The sequence below is a fragment of the Solibacillus isronensis genome (assembly GCF_900168685.1).
Lineage (GTDB): Bacteria > Bacillota > Bacilli > Bacillales_A > Planococcaceae > Solibacillus > Solibacillus isronensis_A.
The window spans coordinates 39,817-58,742 of the sequence record NZ_FVZN01000013.1 but is presented as its reverse complement, the minus strand read 5'-3'; the positions used below and the strand labels follow the sequence as shown (position 1 = coordinate 58,742).

Here is an 18,926-nt window from a genome sequence, read left to right as displayed (position 1 = left end):
ATGTACCTTCTGGCAATAAAAATATAAGAATAATAAATTTATTTAAAATTGCGAGAAAATTATTGCGTAAATTGTCAAAATAATCTACACTAAGAACAGAAAAGCTGTTTGAAGTTTTTTTTTGATTTCAAAATGAATGACTGTTCATTCAAGGGAGAAGGGGGAAGTGCTCGTGTCTTACAAAATTGAAAAAGTAGCGGTTTTAGGTTCAGGGGTAATGGGTTCAGGGATTGCAGCACATTTGGCGAATATCGGGATTCCTACATTGTTATTGGACATCGCTCCGGGCGAATTAACAAAGGAAGAAGAAGCTAAGGGGTTAGCACTTGATTCAAAACCTGTAAAAAATCGTTTTGCAGTTTCGGCAATGCAAAAATTACTAAAGCAAAAACCAGCACCACTTTCATCGAAAAAAAATCTAGCATTAATTACACCAGGTAACTTTGACGATGATTTAGAAAAGCTGAAAGATGTGGACTGGATTATTGAAGTAATTGTAGAAAGATTAGATATTAAAAAAGGTTTATTTGAAAAGATTGATGCGGTACGTAAACCAGGCACAATCATTTCATCAAATACATCAGGGGTTAGCATTAACGCAATGGCGGAAGGTCGTTCAGAAGATTTCCAGGCGCATTTCCTTGGGACACATTTCTTCAACCCGCCACGCTATTTAAAGTTACTGGAAATCATTCCGGCTAATACGACAAAACCGGAAGTTGTAAGCTTTATGCAAACATTCGGTGAGGATGTGTTAGGTAAAGGTGTTGTGATCGCGAAAGACACACCGAACTTTATCGCAAATCGAATCGGAACATACGGTTTAATCGTGACAATGAACGAAATGATTGCACGTAACTATACAGTAGGTGAAGTTGATTCGGTAACAGGACCACTAATCGGTCGTCCGAAATCTGCGACATTCCGCACATTGGATGTTGTTGGTCTAGATACTTTCGCACATGTTGCAACAAATGTATATGACCAGACAACGGGTGAAGAACAGGCAGTATTTGAAGAATCGCCTATTTTAAAGAAAATGATCTCAAATGGCTGGATCGGCGCGAAATCGGGCCAAGGTTTCTTCAAAAAAGCCGGGAAAGAAATTCTGCAACTGAATTTATCGACATTTGAATATGAACCGACTACTAAACTAGTTGCTCCGTCACTAGAAATGGCAAAACAAGCAAAAGGTCCAGGTGGTAAATTAAAAGTTTTAATTTATGCAAATGACCGAGCTGGGGAACTATTATGGAATTCATTTGCACCGACATTAATTTACTCAGGAAAATTAGTAGGTGAAATTGCTGATGACATCGTTGCAATTGACAATGCGATGAAATGGGGCTTCGGCTGGGCTCAAGGTCCATTCGAAATGTGGGATGCAATCGGCGTAGAAAAATCAGTCGCTAAAATGAAAGAAGAAGGCCGTGAAATTCCTGAATTCGTTACTGGCTTTTTAGAAAAAGGCCTGAAAACATTCTACTCAGAAATCGATGGCGATCTAGCTTACTACAACGGTTCCGAATATGTAAAAGTGCCTGTAAATGAAAAAGCGATCGACTTAAGACGCTACAAGAAGAAATATGGTGTGATCAAATCGAATTCAGGTGCAAGCCTAATCGATTTAGGTGACGGAATCGCATTACTGGAATTCCACTCAAAATCAAATGCAATCGGTTTAGACATTGTTCAGATGATCAACTATGCGATTGATGAAGTGGAGAAAAACTTTAAAGGTCTCGTAATCGGGAACCAGGGCAAAAACTTCTGTGTCGGTGCCAACCTTGCCATGATTTTAATGGAAGCGCAAGATGATAATATTTTCGAGCTGGACTTTGTTATTAAGTCATTCCAGCAGGCAATGCGCCGTATTAAGTACTCTACAAAACCGGTTGTTGCGGCACCATTCCAAATGGCGCTAGGCGGCGGAGCGGAAGTATGTTTGCCTGCTGCACATATTCAAGCATCGGCTGAAACATATATGGGTCTTGTAGAAGTTGGTGTCGGCTTAATCCCAGGAGGCGGCGGTAACTTAGGTCTTTACCAAAAGTTCATTAAAGGCTTGCCAAATGGCGTAGATGTAGACTACCAGCAAATCGCGAACAAAGTATTCGAAACGATTGCAATGGCGAAAGTTTCGACTTCTGGTGAAGAAGCACGTGAAAATAACTTCCTGGACTTTGCGGACGGTATTTCAGTAAATCCGGATCATTTAATCTATGATGCAAAACAGGCAGCACTTGCACTTGCAGAAGCAGGCTATACAGCACCGGTGAAAAAGCCGGTGAAAGTAGTAGGCGCACCAGGTTATGCAACATTGCTGTTAGGTGCACAAGGAATGTTTGATTCAGGCTATATTACAGAGCATGACTTGAAAATCGCGAAGAAACTTGCATATGTAATCGCTGGCGGTAAAGTACCATACGGAACAGAAGTGTCAGAAGAGTACTTATTAAACCTGGAAAAACAAGCATTCCTGGAACTGGTTGCAGACCAAAAGTCACAAATGCGTATGCAGCACATGCTTGTAAAAGGAAAGCCTTTACGTAACTAATAGAAGTCATTGCCGCGAAAAGCGACAGACTTTATCTTAAATCGTTGAATCAGTTGAAATATTTTGCCGGCAACTAGCTTACGAGTTTACTTGCCGGCTAATCACAAGGGGGAAACATCATTATGCGTGAAGCCGTTATCGTTGCAGGAGCACGAACACCAATCGGACGTGCGAAAAAAGGGTCACTTGCGAACACTCGCCCAGATGATTTTGGTGCAGTAGTAGTAAAAGAAGCATTAAAACGCGCGGGCTATGAAGGTCCGGTTGATGATTTAATTATGGGGTGTGCAATGCCAGAAGCAGAACAAGGGATGAATGTTGCCCGCTTAGTTGGGGCATTGGCAGGGTTACCGGATGAAACACCGGCATTAACAGTGAACCGTTTCTGTTCATCAGGGCTGCAAACAATTGCCTATGCAGCAGAGCGCATTATGCTTGGCCATGCAAAAGCAATCGTTGCAGGTGGTACAGAATCGATGAGTATGATACCGATGACTGGTAATACAGTTCGTCTAAACCCGAAAATTGCTGAAGAGGCACCACAATACTATATCGGTATGGGTCACACAGCTGAAGAGGTAGCGAATCGCTACAATGTAACACGCGAAGAACAGGATGCTTTTGCAGTACGTTCACACGAATTAGCTGAAAAAGCGATTAAAGAAGGTAAATTCAAAGACGAAATCGTTCCGGTTGAAGTAACGGAATATTATGTCGATGAAAACAACCAGTTAAAAGAAAAAGTTACGATCTTTGATACAGATGAAGGGGTTCGTCCAGGTACATCGGTAGAAACGTTGGCAAAATTACGTCCAGCATTCAATGTAAAAGGTTCGGTAACAGCAGGAAATGCTTCTCAAACTTCTGACGGTGCAGCAGCAGTACTTGTAATGGACCGTGAAGAAGCAGAGAAACAAGGAATGCAGCCACTGGCGAAATTCCTAGGATTTGCTGTCGGCGGAGTTCCACCGGAAGTAATGGGTATCGGTCCAATCGTAGCAGTACCGAAAGCACTTGAAATTGCAGGGATTACACAAGATCAGGTAGACCTATGGGAGATTAACGAAGCATTCGCATCACAGTCAATTCAAGTAGTTCGTGAGCTAGGTATTGATATGGAGAAAGTGAATGTTAACGGAGGGGCTATCGCATTAGGTCATCCACTAGGTGCAACAGGTGCGATCCTTACAGTGAAGCTAATCAATGAATTAAAACGCCGCGGCGGTAAATACGGTGTTGTAACAATGTGTATCGGCGGCGGAATGGGCGCAGCAGGGGTATTTGAAGTTCTTTAATTGTCTGGGGAAATAAACAATCACAAAGGAAACTAGGGAGGAATTTATAATGGCACAAACAACAAACAGCATTATTAAAGGTGGCGGCTTTTTAATCGAGGACGTGGATATTAACCGCGTAATTACACCGGAAGATTTCACAGATGAGCAAAAAATGATTGCTCAGACAACACAGGAATATGTAACGAACGAAGTATTACCGGTAGTTGAAAACTTGGAGCACCATGAGTTTGATCACTCTGTACGTCTATTAAAAACAGCGGGAGATTTAGGTTTACTAGCAGCTGACGTGCCTGAAGAATACGAAGGCTTAGGCTTAGACAAAATTTCTTCTGCATTAATCGCAGAAAAAATGTCACCGGCTGGCGGTTTCTCAATCACTCACGGTGCCCATGTAGGGATCGGTTCATTACCAATCGTATTATTCGGTAACCATGAGCAAAAAACGAAGTACTTACCGAAGTTAGCTTCAGGCGCATTAATCGCGGCATACGCATTAACAGAGCCAGGTTCAGGTTCGGATGCATTAGGCGCTAAAACAACGGCTAAGTTAAATGAAGCAGGCACACACTATGTATTAAATGGCGAAAAACAATGGATTACAAATGCAGGCTTTGCAGATGTATTCGTTGTATACGCAAAAATCGATGGCGATAAATTCACTGCATTCATTGTTGAGCGTTCATTCCCAGGTGTTTCTGTAGGTCCGGAAGAGAAGAAAATGGGGATTAAATCATCTTCAACTCGTACATTAATTTTAGAAGATGCAGAAGTGCCTGTAGAAAACTTACTAGGTGAAGTAGGACGCGGTCATATTATCGCGTTCAACATTTTAAATATCGGACGTTATAAATTAGGGGTAGGTACTGTAGGTGCATCAAAACGTGCATTTGAATTAGCAGTTGCTTACACAAACCAACGTCAACAATTCAAAACAAAATTATCGGACTTCAATTTAACGAAAGAAAAGATCGCATCAATGGCTTCTCACATTTATGCATCTGAATCTTTAAACTATCGTACAGTTGGTTACTTCGAAGACCGTTTAAGCCAGTTATCTGATGAAGAGCAAAAAGACGGCAAATCAATCGCAGCAGCAATCGCTGAATATGCTATTGAGTGCTCAATCGCAAAAGTATTCGGTTCTGAAACATTGGATTTCGTAGCGGATGAAGCGGTTCAATTACACGGTGGTTATGGCTTTATGGCGGAGTACGAAGTTGAACGCATTTACCGCGACTCTCGTATTAACCGTATTTTTGAAGGTACAAACGAAATTAACCGTATGATCGTACCTGGCACATTTATGAAAAAAGCATTAAAAGGTGAGTTACCGCTATTACAAGTAGCACAAGGACTGCAAAACGAGCTACTAATGCTTATGCCTGAAGAAATTGGCCAAGGTGCTTTAGAGCAAGAGAAATATTTAGTGAAAAATGCGAAGAAGATCGCAGTACTTGCAGCAGGTGCAGCAGCTCAACGCTACGGTGCAAAACTGGATGCGGAGCAAGAGCTGTTAGTGAACATCGCGAACATTGCAAACCAATTATACGCAATGGAATCTGCAGTGATCCGTACACAAAAAGCAATCGAGCGTGACGGAGAAGAAAAAGCAGCACAAAAAATACTTTACACTCAAATTTTCTGTCAAGAAGCATTCGGAGAAATCGAAAAAGAAGCAAAAGAAACATTAATCGCTTCAGTTGAAGGTGACGATGCACGTATGATTTTATCAGCATTACGTAAATTAACGCGCAACAACCCTTACAACTTAATTCCGAAAAAACGTGAAGCTGCTGCGAAACTAATCGAAGCAGAAAAATATGTAGTTTAATAAAGTTTGTAATCGGGTGCATTGCTTTGCACCCGGTTTTTCTATGTATTTTCTAATAAAACGTAAAATGTTCTAATATAATTTCAGAAGTTCTAATATAATTTCAGAAGTTCTAATATATCTGGGAAGTTCTAATATAAGTACCGTATCTTCTAATATGTCACTCAGAGTTTCAAATAAGTGAAGCCGTTCTTCTAATATAAGTCCGGCATGTTCTAATATCTTCACACATCTTCTAATAAAAACCATAACTACTAAAACTCCGATAATGCGAACACATTTTTGATTTGTCCTTCTATATCCGTTACAATATAGGAAAATCCAGGGCAAAAAGGAGTACTTACATGACAGTAAAATTCATCCAATATCCAAAATGTACAACTTGTAAAAAAGCGCAAAAATGGCTAGATGAGCAAGGTGTGGACTATGAAAATATTCATATTGTTGAGGAGACACCATCTAAAGAGGAACTTAAAGCAATCTATGAAGCAAGTGGAGTGCCGTTGAAAAAATTCTTTAATACATCTGGCATGAAATATCGTGAATTAGGCCTAAAAGATAAATTACCGACAATGTCCGAGGATGAGCAATTAGAGCTATTGGCATCGGATGGTATGTTAATTAAGCGACCGATCGTTACAGATGGTAAAAAATTAACTTTAGGATTTAAGGAGTCTGACTTCTTAGAAACTTGGAAATAAACAGTTATTCACATTGTATTTCCGAACGAAATATGGCAAAATGAACTTGAATGTACTACATATAACATGGAGGTTTTCGAATGAGCACACCTAAAGAATTACGTTATTCAAAAGAGCATGAGTGGGTTAAAATTGAAGACGGTAAAGCGACAATCGGCATTACGGATTTCGCACAATCTGAATTAGGCGATATCGTATTCGTAGAGTTACCTGAAGTAGGCGATGAAATTTCAAAGGATCAGCCTTTCGGTAGTGTAGAATCTGTAAAAACAGTTTCTGAACTATATGCACCACTTTCTGGTAAAGTTGTAGCAATCAACGAAGAATTATTGGACAATCCAGAATACGTAAATGAATCTCCATACGGCAATGCATGGATGGTTACTGTTGAGTTAACAAGTGAAGCAGAAGTTGATGAATTATTAGACGCAGACGCTTACACTGCTTTAATCGAACAATAATCTAGAACACTAAAGCCTTCTAAGTAAAGGTTTTAGTGTTTTTTTGTTATTCTATATATAAAGGTGACGGATGAAAGGAAGCGTGTATGGATGGGAAAGTGCATCGTTGTAGAAGGTCGTGCCGATAAACTGAGATTACTCCCGATATTAGCTGAGGACGTGACGATTATTTGTACAAATGGCACAATAAGCGAAGTCAATTTGATTGATTTATTGGAAGAATATGAGCAAGATGAAATTATCACAATGTTTGATGCAGATAAAAACGGTGAAAAGTTACGTAAACTGATGAACCGTGCATATCCCGAAGCGACACAGCTTATCATACCTCATGAATATGTAGAAGTAGAAAAAACACCTACTAAAATCTTAAGGGATATTTTACTACAGGCAAAATTTTTAGTAAAAGAAGGATGACAGTATAATGGAACAATGGACGAAACAGCAGTGGGAACAGAATGTACAACAGAATGATCAGACAGCGTTTTTCTTATATACGCCTATGTGCGGCACATGTGAAGTGTCGGAAAAAATGTTGGATGTAATTGAGAAATTACTCCCAGATCTTCCGCTTGGTATGGCAAATATCAATTATATGGGGGATTTACCCTATGAATTGAAAATTGAAAGTGTACCTTGTTTAATCGTTTCAGACAAAGGAGAACTAACGAATAAGATTTATGCATTTAAATCCGTACCGTTTTTGTATGAAATATTAAAAAAAAGTAATTGACGTAGTCACTTTGTCGTGATAAAGTAACATTCATAATAATAAAACTTAATAACGTTGCTCTTATAAAGAGAGGTGGAGGGAAGTGCCCTATGAAGCCCGGCAACCAGCGTTTACGCAAAGGTGCCAATTCACACAAAGTTTAAACTTTGAAAGATGAGAGAACGGTTTACCGTATAAATGTATGTGAAACCTTTCTACTTGTCTTGGTAGAAAGGTTTTTTTCATTCAACGGAGGTTTTGGATGAAAAAAGAACATGATTTTGAAATAGCAGGCAGGTTATTTCGATTTAGAAGGAGTACAACCGATGATTGATATACAAAATATTACTAAAGTGTATAACACGAAAAACGGTAAGCTTACAGCAGTTGATAATGTAAGCTTATCGATTAACAAAGGAGAGATATACGGAATTATCGGCTACAGTGGTGCCGGTAAAAGTACAATGATCCGCCTACTGAACGGTTTGGAGAAGCCAACAACAGGTTCTGTCCTTGTAGGTGGCCAGGATATCGCAAAAGCTTCCGGGGCAAAATTACGAGAAGCACGTCAAAAAATAAGTATGATTTTTCAGCACTTCAATCTGCTTTGGTCACGTACAGTTGAAGAAAACATCGCATTTCCCCTTGAAATTGCGGGTGTTTCAAAAGCTGATCGTGAAAAGCGAGTACAAGAGCTAATTGAACTCGTTGGTTTAAAAGGAAGAGGGAAAGCGTATCCTTCTCAACTGTCAGGCGGGCAAAAGCAGCGAGTAGGCATTGCACGAGCGTTGGCAAACAACCCGGAAGTGCTTTTATGTGATGAAGCAACTTCAGCCCTTGATCCGGAAACAACGGATTCGATTCTGGAATTATTGCTTGATATTAATAAAAACATCGGTCTTACAATTGTACTCATTACACATGAAATGCATGTTATCCGCAAAATCTGTAACAGAGTAGCGGTAATGGAAGCCGGAAAAGTAGTGGAACAGGGTGATGTATTGCAAGTGTTCCAGCATCCTCAAGCACCAATTACGAAAAACTTCGTATCACAAGCTTCTGGTGAAACACAGGAAACACAAGCATCACTAGAACAAATTTTTGCCAACTATCCAGGAGGCAAAATCGCCAAATTAATATTTGCGGGGGCAACGACAGAACAGCCTGTCATCTCGCAAATGATTAAGCAATTTGACGTAGTTGTAAATATTGTGCATGGTAAAATCTCGAATACAACGGGTGGTTCATTCGGTACATTGTTTATTCATATCAATGGAGAGCCTAAAGCAGTAGCGGAAGCATTAAGCTTTTTAGCGAAGCAAGAAATTCAAACGGAGGTGATTGAGCATGTTTAATCAATTATTTCCGAACGTCGACTGGGGTAAAATGCTCGAAGCAACATATGAAACAATTTATATGACGGCTGTTGCGACAGTCATTACATTTATACTTGGAATTCTGATTGGGATAGTCTTATTTTTAACGAGTGACAATCAATTATGGGCAAATAAAATTGTACACTTTTTGACAGGATCACTCGTAAATATTTTCCGTTCGATTCCATTTATCGTCTTAATCATTTTATTAATTCCGTTCACAAAGTTTTTACTTGGAACAATCCGTGGAGCCAATGCAGCATTACCTGCGCTAATTATTGGGGCAGCACCGTTTTATGCGCGCATGGTATTAATAGCATTAAGAGAAATTGATAAAGGTGTCATTGAAGCGGCCCGCTCAATGGGAGCAAAAACTTCTACGATTATTTGGAAAGTGCTGATCCCGGAAAGCTTACCGGCATTAATTTCAGGTATTACGGTTACAGCTGTGGCATTAGTAGGATATACAGCAATGGCCGGCATTATCGGTGCGGGTGGTTTAGGTAACCTGGCATTCCTTGACGGTTTCCAGCGTAACCGAACAGATGTGACATTAATGGCAACGGTTTTAATTTTAGTTGTCGTATTCATCATCCAGTATATTGGGGATTTCATTACAGCAAGAGTGGACAAACGATAGTTAGTGGCTTCTAAGGCCGTAATTATATATTGGTGCATCGAAACAATATGGACGCAAACTTTAAAAAAGTGCGCGTCTACAAGAAAAATAATCTGAATATAAAAAAGGTTTCGATAAACTGAACAAACTAAAAAAAGGGTAGGTAAAACAAATGAAGAAATTATTATCAAGCGTTATTTTAGGAGCTTCAGTACTTGCTTTAGCAGCATGTGGCGGAGAAGATGAAAAATTAGTAGTGGGTGCTTCAAATACACCACACGCAGTTATCCTTGAAAAAGTTAAACCAATTTTAGAAGAACAAGGTATTGAGCTGGAAATCGAATCATATACAGATTACGTACTTCCAAACCAAGATTTAGATAACGGCGATTTAGATGCAAACTACTTCCAGCACATTCCATACTTCGAAGCACAAAAAGCAGATTTCGGTTATGACTTCGCAAATGCTGGCGGTATTCACATCGAGCCAATCGGTGTTTACTCTAAAAAATATTCATCTTTAGAAGAGCTTCCTGAAGGTGCAACAATTTTACTTTCTAACTCAGTAGCAGACCATGGTCGTATGCTTTCATTACTTGAAGCACAAGGTTTAATTACTTTAGCAGAAGGTATTGATAAAACAAAAGCTGAAACAAAAGACATTGTAGATAATCCTAAGAACTTCGTGTTCGATGCAAACACTGCAGCTGAATTATTAGTGCAAATGTACGAAAATGAAGAAGGCGATGCTGTATTGATCAACTCGAACTTCGCAATCGATAACGGCATTAACCCATTGGAAGATTCAATCGCAATCGAATCTAGTGAATCACCATATGTAAACATTATTGCAGTAAAATCTGGTGAAGAAGATTCAAAAGAAATTAAAGCATTAGTAGATGCTTTACGTTCAAAAGAAGTTCAAGACTTTATCGTTGAAGAATGGGGCGGCTCAGTAGTACCTGTTTCAGGCGAATAAAATAATCAAAAAACCATTTTCTCTCTTCGGGGAGAAAATGGTTTTTTTCTGGACTTAAAATGAATAAGGGATTTCTCCTTATCTTTCTGTCGCAGTCTATTATTGGAATCGTGTTAATCGTGAATAAAAACTGGAAATAAATTTGACGAATACTTCTTCGGATGGGGCAAGATCTCTTGATGTTGGTGCAATGATACCGACTGTGCGTCTTATATTAGGGATGGCGATCGGCACTTTGACGGTCATGCGCGGTGTTGAATCGTAGAGTGAACTTTCCGGTAAAAGTGTCACACCGATTCCTGCTGCGACAAGACCTTTTAAAGCATCCATATCTTCTCCCTCGGAAGTAATATTCGGCATGAAACCTACAGAGCGGCATGCATCAACAGCTACTTTATTTAAAATATAGCCTTCCGGAAAGAGTACAAACTGGTCATTACGCAAATCGACAAGGTTAATCGATTCTTTTTTGGCTAGTGGATGTGTTGCGGGCAACAAAGCATGGATGTTTTCGCTGAACAGCACGGTCGTATTGATTGCTTCGTCTTTTGGTGGTAATGGTCCAAGCAAAGCTAAATTCAGCTCACGATTTTTAACAGCCTCGATCAAATATTTATAGGAGCCCTGGCGTAAATGGAAAGAAATTTCCGGGTATTCTTTTTTAAATGCAGAAATGATGGTCGGCAATACATAGCTCGCTAAACTTGTAGGGAAACCAATTTTAATCGTCCCTTTTGCCGGGTCTAAATATTCTTCTACTTGCTTTGCAGCAAAATCAATTCCCTTGAGTGCGGTAATGCAATGTTCCAAAAAAATCTTCCCGACCGGCGTCAGTTTTACGTTACGCCCAATCCGTTCAAAAAGCGGTGTGCCGAGTTCTTCTTCCAAGTTGGCGATTTGCCGGCTGATTGCAGACTGGGCAACGTGTAAATGCTCCGCTGCTTCAGAAATATGCTCCCGTTCTGCCACCTCTACAAAGTAACGTAACTGTCTTAATTCCACAATTTCCACCCCATTCATCTAAAAAGTAGATTGTTTATATCCAAACTATATATTGTTTATATTATTTCGAAAACTTTAAAATGTAAATACGGGATTGAAAGAATGAGGGGGAATGAATATGAGTTTTCATCAGTTACCAGAAGCACAAGGGTTATATAATCCTGAATTTGAACATGACGCATGCGGAATCGGCATGTATGCAAATATAAAAGGAATACCTTCACATCAGATTGTAAAAAAAGGATTGGAAATGTTATGTCGCTTAGAACACCGTGCAGGACGCGGCGGGGACGGCAAGACAGGTGATGGGGCAGGGCTGTTAGTTCAAATCCCACATGCTTTCTTTCAACAAAACTGTACGGAACTAAATTTACCTGAAATGGGTGAATATGGTGTTGGTCAAATTTTCTTCACAGAGAATGAAAACGAACGCCTTAAAATTGAACAAAAGATGAACGAATTAATTGAACAGGAAAATCAGCAACTGATCGGCTGGAGAACTGCGCCGACAAATAAGGAAAATTTAAGTGAGATTGCTAAATCGACTGCACCGGTTGTTCGCCAAGTATTTATTCGTTCAAACGAAAACGATAATAAGACGTTCGAACGAAAACTGTATGTCATTCGAAAACAATTGGAACATTGGGCAACGGAACAACAATTCGAACTGTATATTCCAAGTCTTTCAAGTCAGACGATTGTTTTTAAAGGGTTGCTTTCACCGGAAGAAGTAAGTGAATTTTATATGGATCTGCAGGATGATAGCTTTGTATCTGCATTGGCGCTCGTGCATTCACGTTACTCGACGAATACATTCCCATCTTGGAAAAGGGCCCATCCGAACCGCTACATTATCCATAACGGGGAAATTAACACATTGCGCGGCAATATTAACTGGATGCGTGCACGTGAGCAACAGTTCGTATCTGAAGCGTTTGGGGATGACCTTGAAAAGCTGTTACCGATTATTGATACAACGGGTTCTGATTCATCGATGCTAGATAACGCATTTGAATTTTTTGTATTGGCTGGACGTTCACCTGCAGAGACAGCGATGATGATGATTCCGGAGCCATGGACAGAAAATCCGCGCATCGATGAAGACCGCAAAGCGTTTTATCAATATCATGCAAGCCTGATGGAGCCTTGGGATGGACCTACCGCTATTTGTTTCACGGACGGCAAACAGATCGGGGCGATTCTAGACCGTAATGGTTTGCGCCCGGGAAGACTATATGTGACAAAAGACGATCATGTTATTTTCTCATCAGAAACAGGGGTTGTCGATTACGCTGAGGAAGACATTCTTTATAAAGACCGATTAAGCCCAAGTCGCATGCTGTTAATTGATTTAGAACAAGGGAAAATCATTTCGGATGACGAGCTGAAATCCGAAGCCGCAGCAGAAAAACCTTATGCAGCATGGCTGGAAGAAAATATGATCAAACTTGAAGAAAAGAATGAGCAGTTACCAGAAATAAATGATCTTACATTACGCCAGAAAATTCACGGTTATACATTTGAGGACGTTCAAAAATATATTGTACCCCTTGCAAATGAAGGAAAAGATCCGCTTGGTTCGATGGGGAATGATACACCATTAGCTGTTCTGTCAGATAGACCGCAATCATTATTTAATTACTTTAAGCAGTTATTTGCACAAGTAACAAACCCGCCGATTGATTCCATTCGTGAACATGTCGTGACATCGACAATGACATTGCTTGGAGCGGAAGGTGATTTATTACAGCCGAATGCGCAAAATGCACGTCGTCTCCTGCTGAAAACGCCGGTATTAACGACTGCAGAGTATGAGCAAATCGTAAATAATAACGAAGAACATTTTGAAGTAGCGGAAATCTCTCTTAAATTCACGGAAAATTTAGAAAGCGAACTTAACCGAATTAAGACAGAAGCGGAAGCGGCTATCTTTGGCGGCAAGACAATCATTGTACTATCAGACTATATGGATGATGCTAAGCAGTTAACAATGCCTGTCCTGCTGGCAGCGAGTACAATCCACCAATATTTAGTGCGAATCGGTTTACGTACAAAGGCGAGCATTATCGTTAACAGTGCGGAAGTTCGGGAAGTTCATCATTTTGTTGCACTAATCGGCTTCGGTGTTGATGCGATTCACCCGTACTTAGCATATGCAACGATTGATGAGGCAATTGAAAAGGGTCATTTATCTGTACCATTTGAAAAAGCGGTTCAAAAATTCCGAAAAGGTGCAGCAGACGGTGTTGTAAAAGTAATGTCGAAGATGGGGATTTCTACAGTCCAATCTTATCGCGGTGCCCAAGTATTCGAGGCAGTCGGGATTTCAAAAGAAGTGATTGACGAATACTTCACAGGTACGGCTTCGCAAATTGATGGCATTGACTTACAAACAATCGGTGAAGAAGCGAGACGCCGCCATGAGGAAGCAATGCAGTCGATGTCAGCGCAACTGCAATCAGGTTCAGATTTCCAATGGCGTGCAGACGGAGAGCATCATGCGTTCAATCCGAAAACAATCCATACCCTTCAGTGGGCTACACGTAAAAACGACTTTGGATTATACCGGATGTATGCGGAAATGGCCAATGAGGAACGAATCGGATTTTTACGTAATTTATTTGACTTTAAAAAGAATGAGCGTCGAATCCCGATGGAAGAAATCGAGTCAGTGGATTCAATCGTGAAACGTTTCAAATCAGGGGCTATGTCGTTTGGTTCGTTATCGAAAGAAGCGCACGAAACTTTAGCGGTAGCGATGAACCGTCTAGGCGCACGCTCGAACTCTGGTGAGGGTGGGGAAGATCCAGCCCGTTTTATGATCGAACCGAATGGTGACAACAAGCGCAGTGTAATTAAACAAATTGCATCAGGACGTTTTGGGGTGAAATCGCATTATTTAGTAAATGCCGATGAGCTGCAAATTAAAATGGCGCAAGGTGCGAAACCGGGGGAAGGCGGCCAGCTACCAGGCAATAAAGTATATCCATGGGTAGCGGATGTACGTGGTTCAACTCCTGGGGTAGGGTTAATTTCACCGCCGCCGCATCATGATATTTATTCGATCGAGGATATGGCACAGTTGATTCATGATTTAAAAAATGCAAACCGTCATGCAAGAATTTCTGTAAAGCTCGTAGCTAAAGCGGGTGTTGGTACAATTGCAGCAGGCGTTGCTAAAGGTGCAGCAGATGTCATCGTCATTTCGGGCTATGATGGCGGAACAGGGGCATCACCGAAAACATCGATTAAGCATACTGGCTTACCGTGGGAGCTCGGTTTAGCTGAAGCGCACCAAACATTAATGCTTAACGGACTGCGCGACCGAGTGACACTGGAAACGGACGGCAAGCTCATGACAGGGAAAGATGTCGTAATGGCAGCACTTTTAGGAGCAGAGGAATTTGGTTTTGCGACAGCACCGCTAATCGTTTTAGGTTGTGTCATGATGCGTGCCTGTCATTTGGATACTTGTCCTGTAGGTGTAGCAACACAAAATCCGGAACTCCGTGCTAAATTTATGGGTTCAGCTGATCATGTTGTCAATTATATGCGTTTTGTTGCAGAAGAAATGCGTGAATATATGAGTATTTTAGGATTCCGTACTGTTGAAGAGATGGTAGGTCGTACAGATGTACTGCAAATTTCAGATCGTACGGCAAAACATTGGAAAGCAAGCCAGCTTGATTTAACAGCACTGCTTCATCAAATCCAAGGTACACGCACGAAGCAGCATCAGCAAAACCATAATATTGAGGGAAGCTTTGATTTACGCGAGTTATTGCCGCAAGTTTCAAAGGCAATAGAAGGAAATGAACGTATCGAATTAAATTATCCAATTAAGAATACAGACCGTGTAATTGGAACAATTGTCGGCAGTGAAATTTCCCGCAAATATGGGGAAGCAGGCTTACCTGATAATACAATTAACTTAACGTTTACAGGCCATGCTGGTCAAAGCTTCGGCGCATTTATCCCAAGAGGAATGGCGATGCGCGTAGTCGGGGATGTTAATGATTACTTCGGTAAAGGCTTGTCAGGAGGGAAAGTGACAGCCATTGCACCGATCAAAGGTGAACAGGAGAAAAACGTCATCGCCGGAAATGTTTGTTTATACGGGGCAACGAGCGGTAAAGCCTTTATCAACGGACGTGCAGGACATCGATTCGGTGTTCGTAATTCAGGTGCTGAGATCGTTGTTGAAGGAATTGGAGATCACGGCTGTGAGTATATGACTGGCGGGAAAATCGTTATATTAGGGGATGTCGGTCAAAACTTTGGTGCCGGAATGTCCGGAGGAATCGGTTATATTCTGCCGAGTGATGAGAAAAAGTTCAAAGCACAATGCAATATGGAAATGATCCATTTTGAAAAACTGACAGACAAAGCGGAGATTGAATCTGTTCGCCAATTAATTATTCAACATTTGGAAGAAACGGATAGTTCCTACGCATTGGATGTATTAGCGAAGTGGGAGCAGTTTGTTCCGAAGTTCGTAAAAGTTGTGCCGACAGATTATAAAATAATGGTGGATAAAATAAACCACTACACTGCAACCGGTTCTACAAAGGACGATGCAGCAATGCAGGCATTTACGGAAGTGACGACTAGTCAGAAGAAGCTTGTGAGCACAAAATAAGAGGGGGTTTCTAGCATGGGAAAAGCAACGGGTTTTATGGAATTTAAACGAGAGAAAGTTCAGGAGCAACGACCACTAGAGCGTCTTTCAAATTGGGGTGAATATACAAGCAAACTATCTGATGAAAAATTACAGACACAAGGTGCGCGCTGTATGGATTGTGGAACGCCATTTTGCCATATGGGAATTGAAATTCGCGGTACTGCAGCAGGATGTCCGATTCAAAATGTTATCCCTGAATGGAATGACTTAGTTTATAAAGGGAAATGGCAGGAAGCGTTGGAACGTTTGCATATGACGAATAATTTCCCTGAATTTACTGGCCGTGTCTGTCCTGCTCCATGTGAAGGGTCTTGTACACTTGCCATTACGGATCCGGCTGTCGCAATTAAATCGATCGAACGTACGATCATTGATAAAGGATTTGAAAATGGCTGGATCACACCGCGTATCCCGGCTTCAAGAACTGGCTATAAAGTGGCGATTGTCGGCTCAGGTCCTGCAGGCTTAGCAGCAGCTGATCAACTGAACCAGCTTGGCCATTCCGTAACGGTGTTCGAACGATCTGACCGATTTGGCGGATTATTAATGTACGGAATCCCGAATATGAAGCTTGAAAAAGATGTGATTGAACGTCGTGTCCACTTATTAACATTAGAAGGAATCGATTTCGTTGCAAACACGGAAATCGGTAAAGATATCACGAAAGAGCAATTACAAGCTGATTTTGATGCTGTAATTTTATGTACGGGAGCACAAAAACAAAGGGTCCTTCATTTAGAAGGAAGTGATGCAGGCAATATTCATTTAGCGATGGATTATTTAACGGATGTTACAAAAAGCCTGCTAGATTCTGATTTTACGGATAATCAGGCGTTAAATGTTGAAGGAAAAGATGTCATTGTAATTGGTGGCGGTGATACAGGGGCTGACTGTGTAGCAACAGCCCTCCGTCAAAAATGCCGTTCAGTATACCAATTTGGTAAACATCCGCAACAAGCGACAACTCGTACAGACGAAACGATGTGGCCAAAAGATCCGAACATTTATACAATGGATTATGCTTATGCCGAAGCCGATGCGAAATTTGGCCGTGATCCACGGGAATATTGTATTCAAACTACTAAAATAGAAAAAGATAGCAATGGTAATGTAAAAGCACTTCACACAATTCAAATGGAAAAGATTCTGGGTGAGGATGGCTTCCACTACTTTAAAGAGCTGCCTGGCACTGAGAAAGTATGGCCGGCACAGCATGTATTTGTAGCAATCGGCTTTGAAGGTGCCGAAAAAGAAACGCCAGAACATTTCGGACTAGAACTAACGAATAACCGCATCCGTGCATCGATTAAAGACTACGAAACAAATATTCCCGGCGTTTTTGCTGCCGGTGACGCACGCCGAGGCCAAAGCCTTGTCGTATGGGCAATCAAAGAAGGACGTGGAGTTGCCGCAAGTGTTCATTATTATTTAAATGAAATGTTAGTGAAAAGTTAATAGGATAGTAAGAACGGATATTTTAATAAAATTGATTGGAATGGAGGGCGACTCCAGCGGGAACAGCACGACGCCTGAGACTACAGGCTCAGGCCGTGCCCGCGGAAAGCGTCCCGGAATGGAAATCAATTTTACACACCGCTAAAAAACGCCATTTTTCTCCCAGAGAAAAATGGCGTTTTTAAGTTATGGTCCAACTTTAAATATTTTTTAGGAATTATAGAATCAATCATTTGAATAAGTGAAATTGATTCTCAATTAAAGGATTGCTATTGAAAAAATGGAAAGCAAAATTATTACTACTAAAATAGTAGAAATAAACTGCAGTAAAGCGTTTTCCGAGAATGATAGATATTTTTTAATTAAAATCATTCTAAACTATTTGCAACCAACATTCATTTCGGGTAAGATTGGTAATGAACTTAATTTGGCGTACAAAAAGTATGCAAATGAATATTTGGAGGTAATTTAATGTCAACATTAGAAATTAAAGATCTTCACGTTGAAATCGACGGAAAAGAGATTTTAAAAGGTGTAAATCTAACTATCAATACAAACGAAGTACATGCGATCATGGGTCCTAACGGTACTGGTAAATCGACATTAGCTTCTGCAATTATGGGTCACCCAAAATATGAAGTAACATCAGGCGAAATCTACCTTGATGGTGAAAATGTATTAGAAATGGAAGTAGATGAGCGTGCACAAGCTGGTTTATTCCTTGCTATGCAATACCCATCAGAAATTCCTGGTGTAACAAACGCCGACTTCTTACGTTCAGCTATTAACGCTCGTCGTGAAGAAGGACAAGAAATCTCATTAATGAAATTCATCCGTGAATTAGATAAAACAATGGAATTCTTAGAAATGCCTGAAGAAATGTCTCAACGTTACTTAAACGAAGGTTTCTCTGGCGGTGAGAAAAAACGTAACGAAATTCTACAAATGATGATGATCAAACCAACATTCGGTATTTTAGATGAAATCGACTCTGGTTTAGATATCGATGCATTAAAAGTAGTTTCAAAAGGTATTAACGAAATGCGCGGCGAAGGTTTCGGCTGCCTAATGATCACTCACTACCAACGTTTATTAAACTACATCACACCTGACCATGTTCACGTAATGATGCAAGGTAAAGTTGTAAAATCAGGTGGTGCTGAATTAGCACAACGCTTGGAAGCAGAAGGTTATGAGTGGATTAAAGCTGAATTAGGTATTGAAGATACTGAAGAAGTAACAGAAGCATAATTA

14 protein-coding genes and 1 riboswitch are annotated in these 18,926 nt (G+C 40.5%); of the genes, 13 read left to right on the top strand and 1 reads right to left on the bottom strand.

The annotated features are described in order from the left end of the window. The first annotated feature begins 172 nt into the window (after positions 1–172). The 10 genes from B5473_RS06940 to B5473_RS06895 all read left to right on the top strand — a co-directional run bounded on the left by B5473_RS06940 (position 173) and on the right by B5473_RS06895 (position 10,534). Complete coding sequence (locus B5473_RS06940) at positions 173–2,557, top strand: 3-hydroxyacyl-CoA dehydrogenase/enoyl-CoA hydratase family protein (RefSeq protein ID WP_079524203.1); 2,385 nt, start codon at positions 173–175, stop codon at positions 2,555–2,557. A gap of 122 nt (positions 2,558–2,679) precedes the next feature. Then, a complete protein-coding gene (locus B5473_RS06935) occupies positions 2,680–3,852 on the top strand; it encodes an acetyl-CoA C-acetyltransferase (RefSeq protein ID WP_008408694.1) in 1,173 nt (390 codons plus the stop codon). Between the two features lie 49 nt (positions 3,853–3,901). Continuing rightward, positions 3,902–5,686, top strand: coding sequence for an acyl-CoA dehydrogenase family protein (locus B5473_RS06930; RefSeq protein ID WP_079524202.1), 1,785 nt, complete (start codon positions 3,902–3,904; stop codon positions 5,684–5,686). Between the two features lie 344 nt (positions 5,687–6,030). Further along, entirely contained in the window at positions 6,031–6,387 is a 357-nt protein-coding gene (locus B5473_RS06925; protein ID WP_079524201.1) for an arsenate reductase family protein, read from the top strand. An 80-nt stretch (positions 6,388–6,467) separates the two neighbouring features. Next, entirely contained in the window at positions 6,468–6,848 is a 381-nt protein-coding gene (gcvH, locus tag B5473_RS06920) for a glycine cleavage system protein GcvH (RefSeq protein ID WP_079524200.1), read from the top strand. A 90-nt stretch (positions 6,849–6,938) separates the two neighbouring features. Beyond that, a complete protein-coding gene (locus B5473_RS06915) occupies positions 6,939–7,265 on the top strand; it encodes a toprim domain-containing protein (RefSeq protein WP_079524199.1) in 327 nt (108 codons plus the stop codon). 7 nt (positions 7,266–7,272) lie between these two features. After that, positions 7,273–7,581: a thioredoxin family protein gene (locus tag B5473_RS06910; protein WP_079524198.1), complete on the top strand. Its 309-nt coding sequence runs from the start codon at positions 7,273–7,275 to the stop codon at positions 7,579–7,581. A gap of 57 nt (positions 7,582–7,638) precedes the next feature. Next, positions 7,639–7,741: riboswitch (SAM riboswitch) on the top strand. 145 nt (positions 7,742–7,886) lie between these two features. After that, positions 7,887–8,915 (top strand): methionine ABC transporter ATP-binding protein, encoded by a 1,029-nt coding sequence (locus tag B5473_RS06905; RefSeq protein WP_079524197.1) that lies wholly within the window; start codon positions 7,887–7,889, stop codon positions 8,913–8,915. Next, entirely contained in the window at positions 8,908–9,576 is a 669-nt protein-coding gene (locus B5473_RS06900) for a methionine ABC transporter permease (RefSeq protein WP_079524196.1), read from the top strand. The genes B5473_RS06905 and B5473_RS06900 overlap by 8 nt, the downstream gene beginning before the upstream one ends. A 151-nt stretch (positions 9,577–9,727) precedes the next feature. Continuing rightward, positions 9,728–10,534 carry a MetQ/NlpA family ABC transporter substrate-binding protein gene (locus B5473_RS06895; RefSeq protein ID WP_079524195.1) on the top strand — a complete coding sequence of 269 codons (807 nt, stop codon included), beginning with the start codon at positions 9,728–9,730 and terminating at the stop codon, positions 10,532–10,534. Between the two features lie 99 nt (positions 10,535–10,633). Here the strand turns inward: B5473_RS06895 and B5473_RS06890 are convergent, their stop codons facing one another. Next, positions 10,634–11,536 (bottom strand): LysR family transcriptional regulator, encoded by a 903-nt coding sequence (locus B5473_RS06890; RefSeq protein ID WP_079524194.1) that lies wholly within the window; start codon positions 11,534–11,536, stop codon positions 10,634–10,636. A 118-nt stretch (positions 11,537–11,654) separates the two neighbouring features. Here B5473_RS06890 and gltB point away from each other — a divergent pair, with 118 nt between their 5' ends. The 3 genes from gltB to sufC all read left to right on the top strand — a co-directional run bounded on the left by gltB (position 11,655) and on the right by sufC (position 18,923). Continuing rightward, on the top strand, positions 11,655–16,175 hold the full coding sequence (gene gltB, locus B5473_RS06885) for a glutamate synthase large subunit (RefSeq protein WP_079524193.1): 4,521 nt from the start codon (positions 11,655–11,657) through the stop codon (positions 16,173–16,175). A 15-nt stretch (positions 16,176–16,190) separates the two neighbouring features. Then, positions 16,191–17,672, top strand: a complete 1,482-nt coding sequence (locus tag B5473_RS06880) for a glutamate synthase subunit beta (protein ID WP_079524192.1) — start codon at positions 16,191–16,193, stop codon at positions 17,670–17,672. Positions 17,673–18,143: 471 nt separating this feature from the next. Next, positions 18,144–18,923, top strand: coding sequence for a Fe-S cluster assembly ATPase SufC (gene sufC, locus B5473_RS06870; RefSeq protein ID WP_008408673.1), 780 nt, complete (start codon positions 18,144–18,146; stop codon positions 18,921–18,923). Positions 18,924–18,926: the final 3 nt, after the last annotated feature.